The organism is Aquimarina longa SW024, from assembly GCF_001401755.1.
GTDB classification, from domain to species: Bacteria; Bacteroidota; Bacteroidia; order Flavobacteriales; family Flavobacteriaceae; genus Aquimarina; species Aquimarina longa.
In genome coordinates this window covers 6,532-27,366 of record NZ_KQ474104.1, presented here as the reverse complement: position 1 = coordinate 27,366, position 20,835 = coordinate 6,532, and the positions used below count along the sequence as shown (strand labels likewise).

The window sequence follows — 20,835 nt, the reverse complement described above, 5'->3', positions numbered from 1 at the left end:
ACTATTTTCCCCAAATAGACCTACTTACTATACTTATGATTTAGAGATTTGTTTTTTTATAATCGAACTACCCTGTTTTTATCAATTCATAGGAAGAACAATGATAGAAGTAGAGTTTGTTCAAAAATTACAAGAACATTTTCAAAGAAATGTATTGTTTTGAAAAAGAGAGTCATCATCCTAATATCTTAAGATTGACACCACTTTATAATTACGGTACCTACTTATTATAGACACCCAATTGAAATCATAAATGAGCTTATTGCTACATGCTTACAAGAATATTTAGAAACCTAATCTTGCTTAATTTTTTTTAAAATAAACCAAAAAATGTTACCAATTAACCAATTGAATTCTGAAGAAGTTTTTTCTGAAAAAACACTAGTAGAGGTATTTAAAAAGTATCTGAATCAATTTCCAGATAAAACGATATATAGATTTTTAGAAAATGGAGAAGAAGAAAATGACTTTAGAACTTACCAAGAACTATACGATAGAGCCAAAATAATAGCCTCCCATATTTTAAAAAATGCAAACCCAGGTGATCGGGTACTATTGTTATATCCATCAGGATTGGATTTTACAGATGCATTTTTTGGATGTTTGATAGCTGGTGTTATCGCAGTTCCTGCTTTTCCTCCTCAAGGAAAACGTAGAATAGGTAGGTTAGAAAATATAGTTAGAGATTGTAAAGCTTCATTTATTCTAACTACCGATGTAATTTATACTAAAACTAATAAATGGTTTGATAATGAAGTCTTTGAAAAAGTAAATTGGCTTCAAACCAATATCTTGGCAGATGTTATTGATATAGATGTTCCATCGATTCAACCAGAAGATATTGCTTTTCTTCAATATACCTCAGGATCAACAGGAGCACCAAAAGGAGTAAAAGTAACACACGCTAATATTATTCATAATAATAAACTGATACAAAACTGTTTTAATCAAAATACAGAAACTATCGGAGTAAGTTGGTTACCTATTTATCATGATATGGGATTAATAGGAAACATTCTTCAGGCTTTTTATGTAGGTTTTGAAATGATTATTATGCCACCCACGGCTTTTATACAAAAACCAGTTCGATGGCTAAAAACAATTACAAAGTATAAAGCAACATATAGTGGAGGCCCTAATTTTGCCTATGACTTATGTGCAAATCAGATTAAAGAAGAAGAACGTATAGCATTAGATTTATCGAGTTGGTTTGTTGCTTATAATGGTTCAGAGCCGATCAGACCAGAAACAATGGATAATTTTGCTAATACCTTTAGCGCTAATGGTTTCAAACGAGAATACCTATCTCCATGTTATGGAATGGCAGAAACAACCTTAGTTGTTAGTGCCTGTAATTTTGGAATGCTACCAGAAATCCTAATACTGGATAAAGAAGATTTTCACTCAGGTAAAGTAAACCTGCAGGAAGCAATAAAAGACACTACTGCAATCATGAAGTTTATGGGTAATGGCCCAGTATTGGAAGATATGAAAGTTAAGGTTGTAGATCCAGAAACCAAAAAGAAATGTAATGAAGGAGAGATAGGAGAAATATGGATTAGTGGAGCAAGTGTAGCAAAAGGATATTGGCAAAAAGAAGAAATAACTAAAGAAATCTTTCAGGCATATATCCATGATTCTGATAAAGAAAATAATATAAGTGATGGCCCTTATTTACGTACCGGAGATATGGGGTTTATCCATAATGAAGAATTATATATTTCTGGACGTTTAAAAGAGATGATGATTTTTAATGGAGTTAATCATTATCCCCAAGATATCGAACGTGCTGTACAGTATTCGCACCCAGATTTACAAAACAATGCAGGAGCCTCTATAAGTGTTCATCGTAATGGAAACCAACAATTAGTAATCATACAAGAGGTAAAACGTACTAGTATGAGAACATACGATTTCGAAACGATTGTAAAAAATATACGAGAAGCCGTATTCGAAAAACACGAACTAGCAGTTTATGGTATTGTACTAATAAGCCCAGGTAGAGTTCCTAAAACATCTAGTGGAAAAATACAACGAGTAGGAGCAAAAATAGCATACGAAAAAGAAACAATAGATGGAATACTAGAACAATGGGAGTATGGTAAAAATAGTACTTCTGATATAGAAAAAGAGAAACCAAAGCAAATCGTACCACCTAAGAGTATAATAGAGCAGTGGTTTCAGAATACAATAGCAGATCAATTAGGAGTAGAATCAAATCAAATCTCTTTAGATTACTCATTTGCAGAATTAGGAATTAATTCTTTACTAGGGATACGGCTATCAGGTTTATTATCAGAATATCTTAGAACAGATATTCCACAAACATATATTTTTGAATTTCCGACGATACGGAGTTGCGCCCAGTCCCTCGACAAAAATAATAATAGTATCGTATCCGACTCTACTTTTAAAATCAAAAAACAAGAAGATAGCACCCATAAAATAATACCATCATATCAGCAAGAGAGCTTATGGTTTTTGGATAAGCTAGGAGGAAGTAAGGAATACCATGTTTATAAAATTTTTAAATTATCAGGAGTTCCTGATCTAGAGATTTTACAAAAAGTAGCCAACCAGTTAATCACAAGACATCAGGTTCTTCGTACCACTATGGTAACTGATCAAGGAGGAAAATTATATCAAAATATAGTAGCTCCGGATACATTTACAATCGAACATGTATTAGTAGATCAACAGAGAGATATAGATCAAAAACTACAAGAGATTGTTTTTAAACCTTTTGACCTTTCTAAAGATTTTTCGTTTAGACTATCTATTATAGAAATAGACCATAAAGAAAGTATTCTTGTTTTTGTAATCCATCATATCGCAGCAGATGGATATTCAGAATCAATACTTCTAAATGAGTTTACAACACTATATAATGAGTACCTATCAGGAGATATACCATCATTACCACCATTACCAGTTCAATATGCAGATTATGCAATTTGGCAGAATAATTACCTAAGGGGTAGTGTGCTAGAAGATTCATTGATCTATTGGAAAAACAAGTTACAAGGAGTCGTTCCTCTAAATTTTCCGTATGATTTTTTACCTTCTAAGGAATCTTCTAAAAAAGGAAAAACATTAGTTTTTGATATCGAGAATACTCTAAAAACAGATCTTGAGAAATTATCTAAACAAGAAGGAGTTACCTTGTTTATGACAGTATTAGCAGTGTTTAAAGTATTACTGCATCGATATAGTGGACAGAGAGATATATGTGTAGGGATCCCAATAGCCAATAGAAGGCAAAAAGAAGTAGAACGTTTAATAGGCTTTTTTGTGAATACCTTAGCTATCCGAAGTACTATATCAGAAGAAGTTAGTTTTGATCGTTTACTACAGCAAGTAAAAGAAACCAATTTAGAAGCATATAAGCATCAAGTAATCCCATTTGAGGAAGTAGTAAAACATGTAGCCCCTCATAGAGAGCTGCATAGCTCACCTATATATCAGGTAATGTTTACATTACAAAATTCGTTTGAAGCAAGCGAGTTTAAGTTAGATAAGTTTACAGCCTCTCATTACCAAATAGATAACCCTACATGTAAATATGATTTTACCTTTATCTTAGATGAGCAACAAGAAGGATTTAAACTTTTAATAGAATACAATACAGCACTATTTACAGAAGAAACAATTTCACAGATAGCAATACACTATAAGCAATTACTACATAGTGTTGTAGCTAATACGAATCAATCAATACATAAGTTACCTGTATTATCCTCAGCAGAAGAAAAAGAAATTCTAAAAACATTTAATGATACTACTATAGAGTATCCCAAAGAGAAAACAGTAGTAACACTATTTAGAGAACAAGTAGAAAAAACACCTAATCATATTGCCGTCGTTTCTGATCAAAATCAGCTTACTTATAAAGAGCTAGAAGAAAAATCTAATCAGTTAGCACACTATTTATTAGCTACATATTCATTACGATCAGAAGATCTAATAGGAATCCTAGTAGAGCGAACAGAATGGTTAGCTATTTCAATGCTAGCAATTCTAAAAACAGGATGTGCATATGTTCCTATGGATACTAGTTACCCCGTATCTAGAATTAACCATATTAAGAAGGATACAAAAGCTAAGCTAATTATAGATACAGAGATTTTAGAATCTTTTGAAGCAAGCAAAGAACTGTACCCTAATGGACTTAATGTAAAATTAATTACAGCAGAAAATTTAGCATATATCATATATACCTCGGGTTCTACAGGAATACCAAAAGGAGTAATGATAGCACATCAAAATATTGTAAGATTAGCTAAATCTTGTGACTATGTCCCCTTAGGTACAGATACAGCTTGGTTAGCAACAGGATCAATCTCTTTTGATGCAGCTACTATAGAATTTTGGGGTACATTATTAAATGGAGGTAAATTAGTCATTACAGACAATCAAAGCTTACTAAATCCTGAAGTGCTAAAAAAGAGCATAGAAAAAAATGTCATAAATACAATGTGGATGACAGCATCTTGGTTTCATCAGGTTGCAGAAGAAGATCCAGAAGTTTTTGAAAAACTGAACTATATCATAGTAGGAGGAGATAAAGTATTGTATAGGTATACGAATATAATTCTTAGTAAATACCCAAATATTCAGATTATAAATGGATATGGACCAACAGAAAATACCACTTTTTCTACGACCTATACCATTAATACTATTCATGATACAGACTTACCTATAGGAAAACCAATACAAAACAGTACAGCATACGTATTAGATGAGAGTTTATCACAGCTACAGCCTAAAGGAGTTATAGGAGAATTATGCGTAGCAGGAGATGGTCTTTCGAGAGGATATCTTAATGCCAAAGAAGAAACTCAGAAGAAATTTATAACCAATCCCTTTGTAGAGCATACACTGATGTATTGTACAGGGGACTTAGTACGATGGTTACCTGATGGAAATTTAGAATTTATAGGTAGAAAAGATGATCAAGTAAAAATTAGAGGGTATCGGATAGAATTAGGAGAAATAGAAAATGTGCTTGCTACAATTGACGGTGTTAAATCATGTTGTGTTTTAGCAAAATCAGATACTATGAGTAATAAACGATTAGTAGGTTACATTGTCTCAGAACAGGATGTAGATAAAGAAGATTTACAGGAAGAATTAGAAATGAAATTGCCAGAGTATATGGTACCAAAGTTATGGGTAATGCTAGATAGTATGCCTTTAACAACTAATGGGAAAACGGATAAAAAACGACTTCCTGATCCAGGTACTTTAGATTTATCTACAAAAGAGTATGTACCTGCTCAGAATGATATACAACAACAATTAGTACTGATATGGCAAGAATTATTAGGGATAGAAAGAGTTGGTATCTATGATAATTTCTTTGAACTAGGAGGAGACTCTATTATTACAATTCAGGTAATAAGTCGTATGAAACGTGCCGGGTATCATCTACAGCCCAAAGATATATTCGAACACCAAACGATCTATAAGCTTGCAAAAATTGTAAATACACAGGCAATTGAGATCGTAACGGAGCAAGGAAAATTAGAAGGAAGTTGTGAATTGTTACCAATCCAGCAATGGTATTTTGAGAAGATGTACATAAAAGATACATTCTTTAACCAATCGCTCTTAGTATCAGTAGACAAAAAGCTATCACAGTTATATCTAGAACAAGCGATACAAGCGTTGATATCCAAGCATGATGGATTACGTTTTCAATATAGAAAAGAAGAAAACAAATGGAATCAATATTATGACGATTGCACCAACATTATCGAAGTAGTACGCCTGCATGAGGTAGGAAATCCAGAACAATTAAATATAATATCAAAAGAATATTGTACTAAATATCAACAGATGATATCTGTTGATAGTGGAATACTATTTAAAGTAGTATGGATTAAAACCCCAGATTTTGAAGAAGCAAATAAACTATTTATAGTAGCACACCACATAGTTATAGATGCTGTTTCATGGCGAATTTTAATAGAGGATTTAGGAAGAATTTTGGAGATGGTTGCTCAGCAAAAAGAAATAGAATTAGACCCTAAAGGCAGCTCATATCGTCAATGGGTTTCTGTACTACAAGAGTATGCAAATAGTAAGACTGTAGAAGAACAAGTACCCTATTGGCAGTCAATAGCATCAGTATACAAGCCATTACCAAATCTAGATCCTGTAGGAATACCCAATCAAAATACTGTTGTAAAATATGAAAGTATCCTTAATAAAAAAGATACCGCATTACTACTAACAGAAGTACACCATAGCTATACTACAGAGATACAAGATATATTACTAAGTTGTTTAGCCCTGACAATACAAGAGTCCTTCCAGAAGAATGAAATTGTAATAGGATTAGAAGGGCACGGTAGAGAGCAGATATCTGATACCATAGACCTTACCAATACAGTTGGATGGTTCACTAGCTTATATCCAGTTTCTTTTTCATTACCAGATAAGGCAGCATTAGCAGATGTAATAAAGCATGTAAAAGAAGAACTGAGAAATGTACCTGATAAAGGATTAGGGTATGGGGCTTTACGCTACTTAAATAATGATGAGAATATACAACAAACTTTGGCATCAGTAGAATGGGATATCGTATTTAATTATTTAGGACAATTAGATACAATTATTACTACAAATGACTGGTTTAAAAAAGAAGAAGGATTTGTAGGCGAGGCAGAAATAGATCATAGCATACCATTTCATAATACTTTTGTAATAGACAGTGCGATTATCGATGGAGAATTAAGAATAACTTGGAAGTATTCATCACAGAAATTCGACAGTCGAGCGACACAAGAACTGGCAAACCAATATCTAAATAATTTACAGCTATTGATTAGTCATTGTATATATAAATCAGAAAAGGAGTTTACCCCATCTGATTATGGATTAGGAAAAGAAATAGGATATAAAGAATTTGATGCTTTTTATAAAACTACTAAAGGAAAGAATATCGAAGTTCAATCCATATATAAATTAAGCCCTTTACAAGAAGGGATGTTGTTTCATGAATTATACGAAGAAGCTAATGCAGAAACCTATATCGTTCAAGTAGGTATGGCTTTTAAAGAAAATGTACAGATAGATATAATAACAGAATCATGGAATTATTTACTTCAGAAATATAGTATACTAAGAACTGTATTTTCTTATGAAGAATTGAGTATACCAGTTCAATTAGTGCATAGCACTATGAAAATACCAATTCATGAGATAGACATAAGTGATTTCACTCCTATAGAACAAAAAGAAAAGATAGCTTCTTTTTTAGAGTCAGATCGTAGGCTAGGGTTTAACCTTAATGAAGGCCCTTTATTACGTATTACACTACTAAAAATAGAAGAAGATTCTTATCAAATGATTATTACGAATCATCATATACTTATAGATGGTTGGTCAATGGCTATATTGATAAAAGAGTTTGTAAAGGTATATCAAACGATATTAGAAAAAGAAACGTTACCAGAGATAAAAGAGGATATATACGAGGATTACATAAAGTATATTAATACTAGAAATGTATTAGAAGAAGAAACATTTTGGAAAGAGTATATAAAAAAAGCAGTATCACCAACCATACTACCCTTTGTAAAAAACAAAACAGTTTCTAGTACTAAAGCAATAGGAAAGTTTAAAGAAAATACTCTAGAGATAACCTCAGATCTTACTCAAAAAGTAGAAGCATATGCAAAATCAAATCACGTAACAGTGAATACGATTATGCAAGGAGCATGGGCACTATTATTATCGAGATATACAGGTAATAATTGTGTCTCATTAGGAGTTACGGTATCAGGAAGACCCGCAGAATTAGAAAATTCGGAAAACAGAATAGGATTATATATTAATACGATTCCGTTATGTACAACTATACAAAAAGGGATGACTATATCCGAATGGCTAGTAGCATTACAATCAAATCATACACTATGTAGAGAGCATCAATATACTAGTTTAGCTAATATACAAAGCCTTAGTCCTATAAAAGGAGATCTATTCAATACCATTATGGTTTTTGAAAATTACCCAGTATCAGAAACCCTATCTACTGCAGAAGCTTTATTAGAATTAGATACTATAGAGATTAAAGAGCAAACAAATTATCCTTTAGCATTAGAAGTAACAGTATTTAATAATGAATTGAGTATTAAATTCATTTATAATACATCTCTTATAGAAGAAACAGAAGTTAAAAATATTCAAGGACACCTTCAGGAAGTATTGCAGCAAATGGTATCTCCAAATACCTCTGAAGCTATAGAAGATATTTGTATAGTACCAGACAATGAGAAAAAGCTAGTTTTAGAGCAGTATAATGCTACTGAGGTAACATATGATACAGAAGAAACGATTATCACTTTATTTCAGCAACAAGTTTCTAAAAACCCAGATCATATAGCAGTAATGTATGAGGGGGTATCATTATCATATATACAATTAGATAAACTTTCTACAGCATTATCACAGTATCTACTGTCTAATCATAGTATTGAAAAAGAAGATTTTATAGCAGTTAAGTTGCAGCGTAGTGAATGGTTAATCATTTCATTTTTGGCCGTTATAAAGAGCGGAGCAGTATACTTACCTATTGATCCAAACTATCCAGAAAAACGTATTCAATATATTGAAGAAGATAGTCAATGTAAGATCAGTATAGATGACCATTTATTATCAGATTTTAAAAACAATAGTAAGGAGTATACTATTCTAGACATACCTGTTTCGATAAAAGCAGAAGATCTAGCATATATTATCTATACATCAGGGTCTACAGGACTTCCTAAGGGAGTATTAATAGAACATGGAGGGATTGTAAATACCATTTTATCGCAGAAGCGGCAGTATGCTATAGGTACTGCAGAACACTGTTTACAATTTGCCAACTCATCATTTGATGCATCGATATGGGAAATACTAACAGCACTGCTTACAGGATCAAGACTTTGTATCATACCAGATTCCATAAAAAAAGATACCGAACTATTTACAAAATATCTAGAGAAGCATACCATTACTTGGGCAACATTACCTCCAGCATATTTAAAATTACTAGATGTAGAAAAACTACATACTATAAAAATGCTAATTACAGCAGGAGAAGAAGCACCAATAGAACAAGCATTAACATTTGCTAAGACAGGACAATATATAAACGCATATGGACCAACAGAAACTAGTATCTGTGCTACCGTTTTTGATGGGCAGATTATCAATAAAATTCCTATAGGTAAACCAATTGATAATACAAAAGTATATATACTTTCAGAAGATCTAAACTTACAACCACATGGTATAGTAGGAGAATTATGCGTTTCAGGAAAAGGAGTAGCCAGAGGATATTTAAATAAAGAAGAATTAACAGCAGAAAAGTTTATTCCTAATCCTTTTATATCAGGAGAACGAATCTATCGTACAGGAGATTTAGCCAGATGGTTGCCAGATGGTACTATCGAGTTTATAGGGCGTAAAGACAATCAAGTAAAAATTAGAGGACATCGAATTGAACTTGGAGAAATAGAGAGTATGGTATCACTAATAGACACCATACAAAACTGTTGTATTGTAGCAAAAACAAACCAAGAAGAAGAGAAGTATCTTGTAGCATATGTTGTCTCTGAGGTTGATTTTAATAAAAATGATGCTATAGAAGAATTAAAGCAGAAGCTTCCGGAATATATGATCCCACAATTTTGGATCACATTAGATACGATGCCTATAACTAGTAACGGAAAAATTAATAGAGAAGCATTACCAGAAGTAGCGTTATCCAATATGCATAACTCTAAATTTGTTGCTCCTCGTAATGAAACAGAAATACAGTTAGTCCGGATATGGCAACGATTATTAAAAATAGAAAAAATAGGAGTATACGATGACTTTTTTGATCTTGGAGGTCACTCATTACTGGCAACACGACTAGTTTCGGCGATTAGAAAGGAAATGAATGTCGAAATAACCATTAGAGATGTTTTTGATAACGTTACTATATCGCAATTGGCATTATTTATAGGAACACATTATAAAAAAGAAACAATTCCTCTAATAACGAGACAAAAAGATCAAAACAAAATACCACTATCTTTTAGTCAGGAACGATTATGGTTTTTAGACCAAATGGAAGGAAGTATTGCATATCACATGCCATTAGTATTGAGACTAGAAGGAACTCCAGATAGTACTATAATAGAAGCATCTTTTAAAAAAATTATACAAAGGCATGAGGTGTTACGAACAGTTATTGTATCAGAAGATGATAGTAGATATACAAAAACTATTGACATAGAAGGATGGTACTTAGAGCAAGAAGCTTTAGAAAAAGAATCAAATTTCGAATATAAACTAGCACAGCTGATTGCGAGACCGTTTGATCTCTCAAAAGAGTATATGCTTAAGGCTTGTTTATATAGACTAACAGAGGATACTCATATTTTAGCGATTGTATTTCATCATATTGCTAGTGATGGATGGTCAATTAATTTAATGATTAAGGAATTTACAGAAATATATAATGCATATGTATCTGGTAAAGAATATGAAAAACCAAATCTGTTATTACAATACTCTGATTATGCAATTTGGCAGAGAGCATATACTCAGGGATCAGCATTAGAAGAACAATTAGCATATTGGAAACAAAAATTAGATGGGATAGCACCCCTTCTTTTACCAACTGATTATACACGTCCTTCAGTACAGAGCATGGAAGGAGCAAGTATGATGTTCTGGTTAGAAGAAGAAATGACAAGTCAACTTAAAGAGATTTGTAAAGAAGAGAAAGTAACCCTGTTTATGCTATTATTATCTGCATTTAAGGTTTTATTATTTAGATATAGCGGACAAGATGATATCAGCGTTGGGACTCCTGTAGCTAACAGACCACAAAAAGATATAGAAGATATCATAGGGTTCTTTGTCAATACACTTGTATTAAGAAGTGATTTAAGCGATCAGCCAACATTTAGAGAACTACTACAGCAAATAAAAGAAGTAACACTAGATGCCTATGAACATCAGCAAGCTCCTTTTGAGAAAGTGGTAGAAAAAGTTTTACAGAGTAGAGATATGAGTATGTCTCCACTATTTCAGGTTTTATTCGTATTACAAAATACAACAGATCAAACAACATTAGAGATAGACGGTCTAACATTATCCGAGTATGAATACGAGATTAATACTTCTAAGTTTGATGTAACATTAATGGCATTAGAGAAAGATGGTAAAATTTCTCTGGGAGTAGAATACTGCACAGCTTTATTTAAAGAAAGCACTATCCGCCGGATGTTAAACCACTATCAAGAATTACTATCTAGTATTATCAAAAATCTAGATCAAAATATAGCGTGTTTGTCATTACTGACTGCACCAGAAGAACACCAATTACTAGAAAGTTTTGTTGATACAGAAGTAAAGTATCCAAAAGAAAAAACAATAGTTGATATTTTTAAAGAACAAGTACTTCTGTATCCCGATAATACTGCTGTTACCTATATGGATAAAAGTATATCCTATCAGGAGTTACATGATAAATCAAATCAATTAGCAAACTTTTTGATCACTAAAGAAGTTAAAAAAGGAGATTTAGTAGGTATATGTCTTGAACGATCTTTAGATATGATTATAGGAATATTAGGGATACTAAAATCAGGAGGAGTTTATGTTCCGATAGATCCAGGATATCCAAAAGACCGTATAGACTATATCATAAAAGACTCTTCATTAGAAATCGTAATAAGCAAATCTGATAGTCAAGATGTTTTGATGCCTAATGGAGATATAGACGTTATCTTATTAGATCAAAAAGAATATACCAATACTACAGAGGCAGTAATATATCAAGAATTATCATCATCAGACTTGGCTTATATAATCTATACATCAGGATCGACAGGTAATCCAAAAGGAGTATTGATCTCTCATGAAAATGTAGTTCGATTATTTAAGAACGATACTCCATTATTTGATTTTAATGAGCAAGATGTATGGACGTTATTTCATTCGTTCTGTTTTGATTTTTCAGTATGGGAAATTTTTGGAGCGCTATTGTTTGGAGGACGATTAGTGATTGTTCCTAAGGATACCACCAAAGATGTAATCGCTTACAGTAGATTACTAAAAGAAGAGAAGGTAACAGTACTAAATCAGACCCCAAAATCTTTCTATGTTTTACAAGATGAACTATTAGAAGACGTATCAAAGATAGTATTACGGTATGTGATTTTTGGAGGAGAAGCTTTAAATCCGATACAGTTACAACAATGGAAAGCGATACTACCAGATTGCAAACTAATCAATATGTATGGTATTACAGAAACCACAGTACATGTTACATATAAAGAGTTGACTAAAGAAGATGTAACCAGATCAACCAGTACCATAGGAAAAGCAATTCCTACGTTATCCTGCTACATCTTAGACGAAGCTATGCAATTAATTCCTATAGGTGTTACAGGAGAAATTTGTGTATCCGGAGCAGGATTAGCAAAAGGGTATCTGAATAGAGAAGAATTAACAAATGAAAAATTTGTTGATCACCCTTTTAAAGCAAATGAAAAACTATATCGATCAGGAGATTTAGGAAGATGGTTGCCAGATGGATCTATAGAGTATATAGGGCGTAAGGATGATCAGGTAAAGATAAGAGGATATCGTATAGAATTAGGAGAAATAGAAAGTGTACTCTCTAAAATTGCAGGAGTGCGGCATAGTTGTGTTCTAACAAAACCAGATATAAAAGGAAATAATCAATTAGTAGGTTATGTAGTCACAGAAGGTGATTTTAATAAACAAGCCATCCAGTCAGAAATTAGAGCAGTATTACCAGAATATATGGTACCCCAATTATGGCTATCATTAGAAGAAATGCCACTAACGAGTAATGGTAAAATAGCCAAAAAGATATTATTAGCTAAAGAAATATTCGAAGCAACAACAGCAGTTTATGAAGCACCGCGCAATGCAACAGAAGTACAATTGGCAAGAATATGGAAACAAGTATTAGGCATAGAAAAAATATCAGTACATGATAATTTCTTTGAATTAGGAGGACACTCTTTATTAGCTACTCAATTAGTTTCTGCTATACGCAAAGAAATGACAGTAGAACTTACTATTAGAGAGATTTTTGCTAACCCGACCATTGCACAACAAGAACAACAAGTAGCAGTATCTAGTCAAAAATCGACACTTCCAGCAATAACCAAAAGAAAACAAGATGTTTTAGTACCACTATCTTTTAGTCAGGAACGTTTATGGTTTATAGATCAATTAGAAGGTAGTATAGAGTATCATATGCCAATATCTCTTGATCTAAAAGGAGCGTTAAACATAGATATTTTAGAGCGCGCATTAAGAGAAATTATCTCAAGACATGAGGTACTAAGAACGGTGATATATGAAGAAGAAGGAGTGGGATATCAAAAAATAATGGATGCAGAGAATTGGTCATTGGAGAGGACAATTATAGAAACTTCAGAAGACCTAGAACGTCAAATCACAAAATTTATAGATAGACCCTTCGACTTATACAGTGATTATATGCTCAGGATCTGTGTATTCGAACAAGCAAAAGAATCTTTTATTTTGGGAGGAGTATTTCATCATATTGCTAGTGATGGATGGTCTAATAGTATATTAATAAGAGAATTAGCAACGATATACAGAGCATTACAGCAAGAAGCACAGATTGACTTGCCAGCACTACAAATACAATATGCAGATTATGCATTATGGCAACGAGAATATGTAGCAGGAGCAGTATTAGACAAAGAATTAGAATATTGGAAAGAAAAATTAAAAGGAGTTAGCTCTTTGATGCTTCCATTAGACTACACACGTCCGGCAATACAAAGTAAAAAAGGGGCTGCTTTTTCGTTTTCATTAGATCAAGAATTGACCCAATCATTATATCATATTGCCAAAGAACAAGAGGCAACGCTGTTTATGGTCTTGTTAGCAACATTTAAAGTACTGCTACATCAATACAGTAATCAAGAAGATATATGCGTAGGAACACCAATAGCAAATAGAACACAAAAAGAAACAGAAGATGTAATAGGCTTTTTTGTAAACACATTAGCGATACGCAGTAATCTCAGTAATGATCTTTCTTTTTTGAATTTTTTACAACAAGTTAAAACAACAACATTAGAAGCATATGAACATCAATTAGCTCCTTTAGAAAAAGTAGTAGAAAGTGTCGTTGAAACCAGAGATATGAGTATGAGCCCATTATTTCAGGTAATGTTTGTGCTACAAAATACTCCAGATGTAGGAGCAGTAGCATTAGAAGGAATAGATATCAGTATGAGAACATTAGATATAACTTCTTCTGTCTGTGACCTAACATTAGTAGCAGAAGAAAAAGAGTCAGGAATCTCATTAGAGATTACATACTGTACAGAGTTATTCAATGAAGAGACTATAGCACGGATGACACACCATTATACAGAATTGATAACTAATATTACAGAAAATCCAAGTGCAGGTATAACAACAGTACCGATACTACCTATATCCGAACAAAATCAATTATTGAATCTCTATAATGATACAATTGTAGAATTTCCAAAAGAAACTCTGACAACATTATTTAATAAACAAGTAGAGATAACACCAGAAGCAATAGCACTGGTTTATGAAGAGCAAAAATGGACGTATGAAGAGCTAAATACACATTCTAATCAAATGGCTAATTATTTATTAGCAGGCTATGACGTAGAAAAAGAAGACTTTGTAGCAGTAAAATTAGAAAGAAGTAATTGGCTTATTGTTGCCCTTTTAGCGATACAAAAAATAGGAGCAACTTATGTGCCGATAGACCCAAATTATCCAGAAGAACGTATAAACTATATAGAGCAGGATAGTGGATGTAAAGTAATTATCGATACTTCTTTTTTACATAAATTCAAAAAAGAAGTAGATTTTACTACTATTACTAATCCAGTAATAAAGATAGAGGATGATATCATATCATATGTGATTTATACATCTGGATCAACCGGAAAACCTAAAGGGGTTATGATTGAGCATAGAGGGATTGTCAATACAATATGCTCGCAGATAGTAAGTTTTGGGATTACAGAAAACGATGCTTGTTTACAATTCTCGAACCAATCTTTTGACGCCTCTATATCCGAAATATTTGTATCACTGCTATCAGGAGCAAAATTGGTAATTATACCAGAGCCCCATAAATCAGATAGTGATTACTTCATAGATTTTATAAAAAAGCATGAAATCTCTTGGGCTACCATACCGCCAGCATTTTTAAAAACAATATCTATAGATGACCTAAAAGGATTAAATACATTAGTAACAGCAGGAGAACAAGCTCCTTTAGATCAGGTAAAAGAATTTTCTAAAATAGGAAATTATTACAATGCATATGGTCCAACAGAAACAAGCATTTGCGCTACAATTTTTAAAGGAGAAATAAACTCAGGAGTCCCAATTGGAAGACCAATTCATAACACAAAAATATACGTATTGTCTGAAACGTTAAAACTACAACCAAAAGGAGTTGTAGGAGAATTATGCGTTGCAGGAAAAGGCTTGGCAAAAGGGTATTTAAACCAAGAAGAATTAACCAATATAAAATTTGTAGAGAACCCTTTCATATCAGGAGAGCGAATATACAAAACAGGAGATTTAGTAAGAATTTTGCCAAACAATGATATAGAATTCATAGGAAGAAAGGATGATCAAGTAAAAATACGTGGGTATCGTATCGAATTGGGAGAAATAGAGCAAGTCGTCTTAGAACAAGATGATATTATAAGCTGCTGTGTGTTAGCTAAAAAGAATACTAACAAAGAATACTTTTTGGTAGGTTATATGGCAACAAACAAAGAGTTTGATGAACAAGAGTTTCTGGATAGTTTAAAAACAAAATTTCCAGAATATATGATCCCTAAATTTTGGGTGTACTTAGATGAAATGCCTATAACTACTAATGGAAAAATAGATAAAAAAGCATTACCAGAATTTAAGTATAATGAACATGTTACTACAATATATGTAGCTCCTAGAAATACAACAGAAGCTCAGTTAGTAATGATATGGTCAGAGCTCTTAAAAATAGAGAAAATAGGAATCAATGATAATTTCTTTACACTAGGAGGACATTCGTTGTTGGCAACCAGACTAGTATCTGCAATTCGAAAAATAATAAATGTAGAAATTAATATACGAGATATTTTCTTGTATACAACGATTGCAGAACTAGGACAGTATATAGATAAACAGTCTGTAACAGATCAGATATCTATTATAAAACGATATGATAAACAAGAAGAGTATCTTCCTTTATCCTTTAGCCAAGAACGATTATGGTTTATAGACCAATTAGAAGGGACATCAGAATACAATATGCCTGTTCGATTACATCTTACAGGAATATTGAATCCTATAGCATTAGAAGCAGCACTACTAGAAATTATAGATCGTCATAAAATACTACGTACTGTACTTAAAACCGAAGAAGGAAAAGGATACCAACACGTCATAGCAGTAGATGAATGGAGTATGGATACTGTAAAATCTCCTTCGTTAGAAGCTAGAGAGCAAGATATAGAAGAATTTATAAGCCAACCTTTTGATTTATCAAAAGATTATATGGTTAGAGTGCGACTATATGAAATTGATGAAAAACAAAACATTTTAATAGTTGTTTTTCATCATATTGCTACAGATGGTTGGTCTAATAGTGTTTTGATAAAAGAGTTAGTAGCATTATATGCATCCCTCATAGAAGGAAAAGATACTACACTCTCACCATTAGCAATACAATATTCTGATTATGCGATATGGCAACGAGATTATTTTCAAGGAACTATTTTAGAACAACAATTAGCATATTGGAAAGATAAGTTGCAAGGTGGAGCACCATTATTATTGCCAACAGATTATACTCGTCCTGCAGTTCATAGTACAAATGGAGCAAGTTTTACATTCTCATTAGATCAAAAACTAAGTACATCTCTAAAATCAATTACCAGAAAAGAAGAAGTTACCTTGTTTATGTTACTCATTTCTGCGTTTAAAGTCCTTCTATATAAATATAGCGGTCAAGAAGATATTAGTGTAGGAACTCCAATAGCAAATAGAACGCAAAAAGAAACTGAAGACTTAATAGGATTTTTTGTAAATACATTAGTCATAAGAAGTGAAGTTTCAAAAGATATAAAATTTAAGCAACTTCTAAAACAAGTAAAAGAAAATGTACTAGGAGCATATGAGCATCAACAAGCACCTTTCGAAAAAGTAGTAGATACTGTTGTAAAAGTACGAGACCGAAGCTTAAGCCCATTATTTCAGGTAATGTTTGTATTACAAAATACTCCAGAAGAAAAAATAGAATTAGAAGGGTTAACAATATCTAATACGCCATCTGAAGTTGATAATTCTAAGTATGATCTTACATTGGCAGTGGTAGAAGATCCGTCAGGTATCATGTTAAATATGACGTATTGTACAGATCTTTTTAGAGAAGAAACCATAAGAGAGCTAGTATTGCATTATGAGCATATACTAGTAGCTTTGGCAGATGATATAGAGACAACAATTGCGGATGTACCAATATTAACAAAGGAGCAACAAACCGAGTTGGTACACAATTTTAATGATACTCATATATCGTACCCTAAAGATAAAACAGTTGTAGACATATTCAATGCACAAGTACAGCAAACGCCAGAAGCAATGGCAGTTGTTTTTAAAGATCAAAAACTGACATATAGCGAATTAAATAGTAAGTCGAATCAGCTTGCCAGAAAATTAAGAAAACTAGGAGTACAAAAAAATGTATTTGTAGGAATCTGTACAGAACGATCCAGTGATATGATTGTTTCTATACTATCAGTTCTAAAAGCAGGAGGGGTTTATGTTCCAATAGATCCAGATTTCCCAGAAGAGAGAGTAGAATATATGATAGAAGATACGGGATTAACAATTTTATTGACCACCACTACTATTATAGATACATGGGAAGGAGATAGAAACCTAGAACTTCTTCTATTAGATAAAAATCAAGAATCAATAGAAGAAGAATCAGATAAAAACCTTATTGTTGATATATCTCAAAATGATCTTGCGTATATAATCTATACTTCGGGATCTACAGGTACTCCTAAAGGGGTTATGGTTTCCCATGATAATGTTACCAACTTGGCATTTTCTAGAATATCTTACTATGGACAAGTACAGGCTATGTTACTATTGCCTTCTTTCGTTTTTGATCCATCAGTAGCAGTTATTCTAGGGACATTATTAACAGGAGGGAAACTAATAGTTCCTGCTAAAGAAGAGATTACAGATGCTACCAAGATAAAATCATTAATAGCGCAAGATGTAGATATATTACTATGTGTGCCTTCATATTATGAATTTATGCTTAATGAAAGTATTATAGAAAACACATCATTAAGAGGTGTCATATTAGGAGGAGAGCAGCTTCATAAAAACATAGTAGATCGACATTATGAAACTTATACAGACATACGGCTTTATAATGAGTATGGGCCTACAGAATGTACTGTTTGGGCGTCAGTAGCAACACTAGAAAACAATGACGATTCTATCACAATTGGTCGTCCTGTACCGAATACTCAGATATATGTATTAGATGCACAACAACAATTGGTGCCTAGAGGAGTAATAGGAGAACTTTATATTGCAGGAGCTGGAGTTTCTAAAGGATACCTTAATCAAAACCAGTTAACCAAAACAAAATTTGTTAGCAATCCATTGATCTCTAAAACAAAGATGTATCGTACAGGAGATTTAGGGAGATGGTTATCAGATGGGCGTATAGAATTTATAGGCAGAACAGACGATCAAGTAAAAATTAGAGGATATCGTATCGAACTGGGCGAAATAGAAAAAGCGATATCAAAAATAAAAGATGTTATAAATTGTAGTGTACTAGCTAAAGAAGATACAAATAATACGAAGCAATTAGTAGGGTATGTAGTATCGCAAGGAGATTTTGATAAACAAAAAATCAAAGAAGAATTAAAATCATTTTTGCCTGATTATATGATTCCGAAGTTATGGATTTTGATGGAGGAAATGCCACTGACAAGCAATGGGAAAATTGATAAAAAAGCACTTCCTACCCCTGATTTTTCTAATGCACTACAAGAATCTTATGTAGCTCCTAGAAACGAATTAGAAAAACAGTTAGTATTAATATGGCAAGAACTACTTCAGGTAGAACATATCGGAATTTATAATAACTTTTTTGAATTAGGAGGAGATTCAATCATTACAATTCAGGTAGTAAGTAAGATGAATCGATTAGGATATGCCATGCAACCAAGAGACCTATTCGAGCATCAAATAATTGCCGATTTAGCAGTATATATAGCACTTGGAGGAAGTAGTATAGAAGGAGAACAAGGAGTATTGTCGGGTACAAGTGATTTATTACCAATACAACAATGGTATTTTGATAAAATCTATAGCGAAGAAGCACATTTTAATCAAGCTGTTTTAATATCGATATCAAAAGAGATTAAAGATACCACACTACAACAAGTTGCTAAAGAACTAACTACCCATCATGATGCATTACGTTTTATGTATAACAAAGAAGATAATTCATGGATTCAATCTTATGGAGTTTCTGAAGGAGTATTAGAAACAGTAACTCTGGAGAATATAGAAAATGATTTTATTTCAGAGACAATAACAAATATATGTGATGCCTATCATCGAGAGATTTCTATAGAAAAAGGAAATTTATTTAAACTCATCTTAATTAAAACCCCAGAATCAGATTATAAGAATCGATTATTCCTATTAGCGAGTCACTTAGTTGTAGATGGAGTTTCTTGGAGAATCTTATTAGATGATCTAAACCATATGCTAACAGCATTACACGAAGAAAAACAAATTGACCTAGGTAAAAAAGGAAGCTCTTATAGAGAATGGGGAATTGCATTACAAAAATACGCACAGAAAAACTCTGTACGATCACAGCAATCATTCTGGAAATCGATACGATCAGATTATAAAGAACTTCCGATAGATAAGCATGGAACAGTATCTACTCGTGCAGACTTATCGTATTATAAAGTAGTTCTGGATAAAGAGTATACCACTGAGCTACTTACCAATATACATCAGAGCTACGGTACAGAGATAGAAGATATATTAATGAGCTGTCTTACGCTAACTATAAACGAATGGACTAAAGAAAATACGCTCATAGTAGGCTTAGAAGGTCATGGACGAGAAGATATATCAAAAGATATTGATATTAGTAATACAGTAGGGTGGTTTACAAATGTTTATCCGGTATCATTATCGATAGGATCAGAAAACTCTCTGAGTAACCTTATAAAAAATATAAAAGAACAACTTAGAAAAATTCCTGATAAAGGATTGGGCTATGGAGCATTACTCAATTATCATTCATCCGATGAGGTTAGAGAAGATATAGGAAAAATAAAATGGGATATATTATTTAATTACTTAGGGCAATTGGATAACGTAACTACTTCAGGAGATTGGTTTGAAGTAGCATCAGAATCTCCAGGATTCCCTATTGCAGATATAACTCCATTAACGAATAAGTTAGAAATAAATAGTTCTGTGACAGCAGGAGTTTTACAATTAGAGTGGGGGTACTCTACAAAACAATACAATAGAGAGACTATAGAAAAACTTGCTCATAACTTTATTTCTAATCTAATGCTACTCATAGAACATTGTAAAAATCAAGAAGAGAGAGATTTTACACCTTCTGATTATGGATTGGAACAAGAAATAGGAATAGAAGAATTAGAGACATTCTTTAATGAAGAATCAGACTCAGAAGAAGTTTTTAAAATTTAAAAA

General features: G+C 32.6%; 1 protein-coding gene. It reads left to right on the top strand.

The annotated features are described in order from the left end of the window. Nucleotides 1-330: 330 nt before the first annotated feature. Entirely contained in the window at nucleotides 331-20,832 is a 20,502-nt protein-coding gene (locus N456_RS19125; RefSeq protein ID WP_062060637.1) for a non-ribosomal peptide synthetase, read from the top strand. Nucleotides 20,833-20,835 lie beyond the last annotated feature (3 nt).